The following is a 6,457-nucleotide window of genomic DNA, read 5'->3' on the forward strand; positions in this document are numbered from 1 at the left end:
AAAAACAGGGTTGGCGAACATGACTAAGAAGCATCTTGATACCACGCTGGTACAGGCAGGACGCAGCAAAAAATATACGCAGGGATCGGTTAACAGCGTGATTCAACGCGCCTCCTCGCTGGTGTTCGATACCGTTGAGGAGAAGAGAAACGCCACGCGCAACCGCGCGAAGGGCGGGCTTTTTTATGGCCGTCGGGGCACGCTAACCCATTTTTCTCTGCAGGAAGCCATGTGCGAGCTGGAAGGCGGCGCAGGCTGCGCGCTGTTCCCGTGCGGGGCGGCGGCGGTCGCCAACACCATTCTGGCGTTTGTGGAACAGGGCGACCATATCCTGATGACCAACACCGCCTATGAGCCCAGCCAGGACTTCTGCACCAAAATCCTCAGCAAGCTCGGCGTGACGACCGGCTGGTTCGACCCGCTGATTGGTGAAGGCATTGCCGAACTTATTCAGCCAAACACGCGCATTGTGTTCCTGGAATCGCCGGGGTCGCTCACCATGGAAGTGCACGACGTGCCGGCGATCGTGAAGGCCGTGCGCAGCAAAGCGCCGGAAGCCATCATCATGATCGACAACACCTGGGCGGCGGGCGTGCTGTTCAAAGCCCTGGAATTCGACATTGATATCTCGATTCAGGCGGCGACGAAATACCTGATAGGCCACTCTGACGGCATGATTGGCACGGCGGTTTCCAACGCGCGCTGCTGGGATCGGCTGCGTGAAAATGCCTATCTGATGGGCCAGATGGTGGATGCCGACACGGCCTACATGACCAGCCGCGGGCTCCGCACGCTGGGCGTTCGCCTGCGTCAGCACCATGAAAGCAGCCTGAAGGTGGCGGAGTGGCTGGCCCAGCATCCGCAGGTTGAGCGCGTGAATCACCCCGCGTTACCGGGCAGTAAAGGGCACGAATTCTGGCAGCGTGATTTTACGGGCAGCAGCGGGCTGTTCTCGTTCGTGCTGAAAAAACGGCTTAATAACGACGAGCTGGCGAGCTATCTGGATAATTTTACCCTCTTCAGCATGGCCTACTCCTGGGGGGGTTTTGAATCCCTGATCCTGCCCAACCAGCCGGAACAGGTTGCGGCTCTGCGCCCCGGCGGCGAGGTGGACTTTACCGGCACCCTGATTCGGCTGCATATCGGTTTAGAAAATGTTGACGATTTGATTGCCGATTTAGCAGCAGGGTTCGAGCGTATCGTGTAGAGTGCAGGCTGAAATGTACTCTCTGGACGCTTTTGTGAACACCGCAAGCAGAAAAGTCTGTATGAGTTGCGCCCGGGATCAAACCCAACAGGCGAATTAGGGAGTACAATAGGGTCATATCTGCTGTTCCACAGGAAAGTCCATGGCTGTTATTCAAGATATTATCGCGGCGCTCTGGCATCACGACTTTGCCGCGCTGGCGGATCCTCACGTCGTCGGTATCGTTTATCTCGTGATGTTCGCAACGCTGTTTCTGGAAAATGGATTACTGCCAGCCTCTTTTTTACCCGGTGACAGCCTGCTTTTACTTGCCGGGGCGTTAATCGGGAAAGGCGTCATGGACTTCACGCCCACGATGGTTATCCTCACCTCTGCCGCCAGCCTGGGCTGCTGGCTGAGCTATCTGCAGGGCCGCTGGCTGGGGAATACTCGCGTCGTAAAGGGCTGGCTGGCGCAGTTACCGCATAAATATCATCAGCGTGCGACCTGTATGTTCGACCGGCACGGCCTGCTGGCACTGCTGGCGGGGCGTTTCCTCGCGTTCGTTCGCACCCTTCTGCCGACGATGGCGGGCATTTCCGGCCTGTCGAACCGCCGCTTCCAGTTCTTCAACTGGCTGAGCGCCCTGCTGTGGGTTGGCGTGGTGACAACGCTCGGCTACGCGCTGAATATGATCCCCTTTGTGAAACACCACGAAGATCAGGTGATGACCTTCCTGATGGTGCTGCCGATGTTCCTGCTGGTGGCGGGCCTGGTGGGAACCATCGCGGTGGTGATTAAGAAGAAGTACTGCAGCGCGTGATTAAAAATTGCCGGGTGGCGGCTACGCCTTACCCGGCCTACGTTCCCCGTCAGACTCCCTGCATGGTTCGGATACGTGACGCATCTTCTCCCGGCGTGACGCCGAAATAGCGCTTAAACTCCCGACTGAACTGCGAGGCACTTTCGTAGCCCACCCGCATCGCCGCCGCGCTGGCCTTCATGCCGTCGTGGATCATCAGCATCCGCGCCTTGTGCAGCCGGTAGGTTTTGAGGTACTGCAGCGGCGAGGTGCTGGTCACCGACTTAAAATTGTGGTGAAACGCCGAGACGCTCATGTTCGCCTCCGCCGCCAGCTGGTCGACGCTGAGGTTTTCCGTGTACTGGCTTTCGATACGCTTAAGCACGCGGCTTATCAGGCTGAAGTGGGTCTGACGGCTTACCAGGGCGAGCAGCGCCCCACCGCCCGGACCCAGCAGCACGTGGTAGAGAATTTCGCGGATAATCTGCTTGCCCAGAATGCGGGCGTCCAGCGGCCTCTCCATCACGTCCAGCAGACGCTCGATGGCGCAGAGTATCTCTTCCGACAGCGTCGCCGAGTTGATTCCGCTCGACGCCATCGACGGCTGGAAGAGCTCATCCTCGCCAATCTCCATCAGCAGCTCCTGCAGCTGGAGGATGTCCACATTTACGCGAATCCCCGCCAGCGGAACGGCTTCTGTCGCGAAAGTTTCACATTCAAAGGGTAAAGGTACTGTCAGGAGCAGATATTCATTGGTGTCGTAGCGAAACACGCGCTCGTTGATATAGCCAATTTTATGGCCCGAGAAGAGAAAAACGATGCCCGGCTGGTACATGACCGGCGTGCGCGTCCCGGGCTGCGTGCCGTAAAGCAGGCGAATGTCCGGCAGCAGATCGCCAGCACCATTTTCATTATCTATCAATCTCTTAATCTGCGCAGTGAGCTGCTGGCAGATAGCCTCACGGTTCATCTTGCGTTACTCCGGATACGATTTTTGACGTTGACAGTGTGCGTGCTTTTCCGCGCTTTCTCCAGCGCTCTGTAGAAATGGGCAAGACATCGGCAGGAATGTGCATTGAGAGCATAGCCCCGGAGCGCCACAATGTGCAGCATCAGGTCGCCATCAGTGCCGCCACGGTTTTTCACCCACTAAAGGGAACGAGCAATGAACAACTTTAATCTCCACACCCCAACCCGCATTCTGTTTGGTAAAGACGCTATCGCTGACCTGCGCGCGCAGATCCCTGCTGACGCCCGCGTGCTGATCACCTACGGTGGCGGCAGCGTGAAAAAAACCGGCGTGCTGGACCAGGTTTACCGCGCGCTGGACGGTCTGGACGTGCGCGAGTTCGGCGGCATTGAGCCAAACCCGTCCTACGAAACGCTGATGAACGCGGTGAAAATCGCCCGCGAAGACAACATCACCTTCCTGCTGGCGGTCGGCGGCGGTTCCGTGCTGGACGGCACCAAATTCATCGCGGCGGCAGCGCACTACGCTGACGGCATCGATCCGTGGCACATTCTGGAAACCCGCGGCAGCGACATCAAAAGCGCTATCCCGATGGGCTCCGTGCTGACCCTGCCAGCGACCGGTTCTGAATCCAACAAGGGCGCGGTGATCTCCCGCAAAACCACCGGCGATAAGCAGGCCTTCATGAACGAACACGTTCAGCCGGTCTTCGCGGTCCTGGATCCGGTTTATACCTACACTCTCCCTGCGCGTCAGGTGGCAAACGGCGTGGTCGATGCCTTCGTTCATACCGTTGAGCAGTACGTAACCTACCCGGTAAATGCCAAAATTCAGGATCGCTTCGCGGAAGGCATTCTGCTGACGCTGATCGAAGAAGGCCCGAAAGCGCTGAAAGAGCCTGAAAATTATGACGTTCGCGCCAACGTCATGTGGGCCGCGACGCAGGCGCTGAACGGCCTGATCGGTGCTGGCGTGCCGCAGGACTGGGCGACCCACATGCTGGGCCACGAGCTGACGGCGATGCACGGTCTGGATCACGCCCAGACGCTGGCGGTCGTTCTGCCTGCGCTGTGGAACGAAAAACGGGATACCAAACGCGCCAAGCTGCTGCAGTACGCCGAGCGCGTGTGGAATATCACCGAGGGTTCTGACGACGCGCGTATTGATGCGGCTATCGAAGCGACGCGCAGCTTCTTTGAAAGCCTGGGCGTGCCAACGCGTCTGTCTGGCTACGGTCTGGACGGCAGCTCCATCCCTGCTCTGCTGGCGAAACTTGAAGAGCACGGCATGACCCAGCTGGGCGAACACGGCGACATTACGCTGGACGTTAGCCGTCGTATTTACGAGGCGGCACGCTAAGCCTTTTTGCCCCTCGCCTTTCGTTTTTTGACATTTCGTCCAGACTTAATGCACACCCCATCGCCGGAGTTCCCCTCCGGCGATGCGCACCTGAAGGAGGAAAAATGGCAAACCAAACCGTAATCAAGCTGCAGGACGGCAACGTGATGCCCCAGCTGGGGCTAGGTGTATGGAAAGCCGGTAACGACGAGGTCGTCTCCGCCATTCATAAAGCCCTGGAAGTCGGCTACCGGTCGATTGATACCGCTGCCGCCTACAAAAACGAGGACGGCGTGGGTAAGGCACTGACCAGCGCCGGTGTCCCTCGCGATGAGCTATTCATCACCACGAAGCTGTGGAATGACGATCAAAAGCGCCCCCGCGAAGCCCTGCAGGAGAGCCTGGAAAAACTCCAGCTCGACTTCGTCGACCTGTATCTGATGCACTGGCCGGTTCCGGCTATCGACCATTATGTGGATGCCTGGAAAGGGATGATTGCGCTGCAAAAAGAGGGGCTGGTGAAAAGCATCGGCGTCTGTAACTTCCAGGTGCATCACCTGCAGCGGCTGATTGACGAGACCGGCGTCGCGCCCGTCATTAATCAGATCGAGCTGCACCCGCTGATGCAGCAGCGTCAGCTTCACGCCTGGAACGCCACGCATAAGATTCAGACCGAATCCTGGAGCCCGCTGGCTCAGGGTGGTGAAGGGGTATTCGATCAGAAAATTATCCGCGAGCTGGCGGATAAATACGGTAAAACCCCGGCGCAGATCGTCATTCGCTGGCACCTGGACAACGGCCTGGTCGTCATTCCGAAATCGGTCACGCCATCGCGTATCGCCGAGAACTTCGACGTCTGGGATTTCCGGCTGGACAAAGATGAGCTGGGTGAGATTGCGAAGCTGGATAAGGGCAAGCGGCTTGGGCCGGACCCGGACCAGTTTGGCGGGTAAGCGCGTAAAAAAGCCGGGTGGCGGCTTCGCCTTACCCGGCCTACGCGTCTGGATAAAACCCCCTGGCTTGCCGGGGGTTTTTATTTACGCTTTACGCTTCACGGGCTTCTTCACGCTTGAATTACCGTTCGAACGCTGATGCACTATTGGCGTGTGCTTGGTCAGCGCTGGGCGCGTATTGCGGTTCTGGCGGCGCGCTTCGCGCATCTCATCCAGCGTCGGGGCCGGCACCAGGCAGTCGCGGCGCGAGCCGATCAGGTGTTTTTTACCCATCTCTTCCAGCGCCTGGCGGATCAGCGGCCAGTTTTTCGGATCGTGATAGCGCAGCAGCGCCTTGTGCAGGCGACGCTGTTTATCCCCTTTCGGCACCACCACCTCTTCACTCTTGTAACCAATCTTACTCAGCGGGTTCTTGCCGGTGTAATACATGGTCGTCGAGTTGGCGAGCGGTGACGGATAGAAGTTCTGCACCTGATCCAGACGGAAGCGACGCTGCTTCAGCCACAGCGCCAGGTTCACCATGTCCTCATCGCGCGTGCCCGGGTGCGCGGAGATGAAGTACGGGATCAGATATTGCTCTTTGCCCGCCTGCTTCGAGTAGGTGTCGAACAGCTCTTTGAAGCGGTCATAGCTCCCCATACCCGGCTTCATCATTTTCGACAGCGGGCCTTCCTCGGTGTGCTCCGGCGCAATCTTCAGATAGCCGCCAACGTGGTGGGTCGCCAGCTCTTTGATGTAGCGCGGATCTTCCACCGCGATGTCGTAACGTACCCCGGACGCGATGAGGATCTTCTTGATGCCCTTCAGATCCCGCGCGCGGCGGTAGAGGTTGATCGTCGGCTCGTGGTTGGTGTCCATGTGCTCGCAAATGCTCGGATAGACGCAGGAGAGACGGCGGCAGGTTTGCTCCGCGCGCGGTGACTTGCAGCGCAGCATGTACATGTTCGCGGTTGGGCCGCCAAGATCGGAGATCACGCCGGTAAAGCCCGGTACCGAGTCGCGAATCGCCTCGATCTCGTTGATGATAGAATCTTCAGAGCGGCTCTGGATGATACGGCCCTCGTGCTCGGTAATAGAGCAGAGTGAACACCCTATAATTCTGATCATTTAGAAATTTTTTTGCGTTTAAAATCAATGAATTGAAAGATTTCATTTTTCTAAGTCTGATAAAACAGATGAAAACCCAACTGACTATACTCATAAAACTC

5 protein-coding genes and 1 pseudogene are annotated in these 6,457 nt (G+C 57.8%); 4 read left to right on the forward strand and 2 right to left on the reverse strand.

Annotation, left to right across the window (positions count from 1 at the left end; all coding sequences use genetic code 11):
- Window positions 1–19: 19 nt before the first annotated feature.
- Together metC and yghB are read left to right on the forward strand one after the other, a co-directional pair.
- Window positions 20–1,207 (forward strand): cystathionine beta-lyase, encoded by a 1,188-nt coding sequence (gene metC / locus ACMWKK_RS17290; protein WP_045332097.1) that lies wholly within the window; start codon window positions 20–22, stop codon window positions 1,205–1,207.
- 142 nt (window positions 1,208–1,349) lie between these two features.
- Window positions 1,350–2,009, forward strand: a complete 660-nt coding sequence (gene yghB, locus ACMWKK_RS17295) for a DedA family general envelope maintenance protein YghB (RefSeq protein ID WP_039262934.1) — start codon at window positions 1,350–1,352, stop codon at window positions 2,007–2,009.
- A gap of 49 nt (window positions 2,010–2,058) precedes the next feature.
- On the opposite strand, the gene ACMWKK_RS17300 is transcribed toward yghB, so the two are convergent.
- Window positions 2,059–2,958, reverse strand: a complete 900-nt coding sequence (locus ACMWKK_RS17300; RefSeq protein WP_045332072.1) for an AraC family transcriptional regulator — start codon at window positions 2,956–2,958, stop codon at window positions 2,059–2,061.
- 195 nt (window positions 2,959–3,153) lie between these two features.
- Here ACMWKK_RS17300 and yqhD point away from each other — a divergent pair, with 195 nt between their 5' ends.
- Together yqhD and dkgA are read left to right on the forward strand one after the other, a co-directional pair.
- The gene (yqhD, locus tag ACMWKK_RS17305; protein WP_112781503.1) at window positions 3,154–4,317 is read left to right on the forward strand and encodes an alcohol dehydrogenase; all 1,164 of its coding nucleotides are present in this window, start codon (window positions 3,154–3,156) and stop codon (window positions 4,315–4,317) included.
- 104 nt (window positions 4,318–4,421) lie between these two features.
- Complete coding sequence (gene dkgA, locus ACMWKK_RS17310) at window positions 4,422–5,249, forward strand: 2,5-didehydrogluconate reductase DkgA (protein WP_112781502.1); 828 nt, start codon at window positions 4,422–4,424, stop codon at window positions 5,247–5,249.
- 84 nt (window positions 5,250–5,333) lie between these two features.
- Here the strand turns inward: dkgA and ACMWKK_RS17315 are convergent.
- Window positions 5,334–6,341, reverse strand: a pseudogene (locus tag ACMWKK_RS17315) (radical SAM protein); the annotation flags it as partial.
- Window positions 6,342–6,457 lie beyond the last annotated feature (116 nt).

It is taken from the genome of Enterobacter sp. 01-M-03-SI-ECC (assembly GCF_047530215.1).
GTDB lineage: Bacteria > Pseudomonadota > Gammaproteobacteria > Enterobacterales > Enterobacteriaceae > Enterobacter > Enterobacter chengduensis.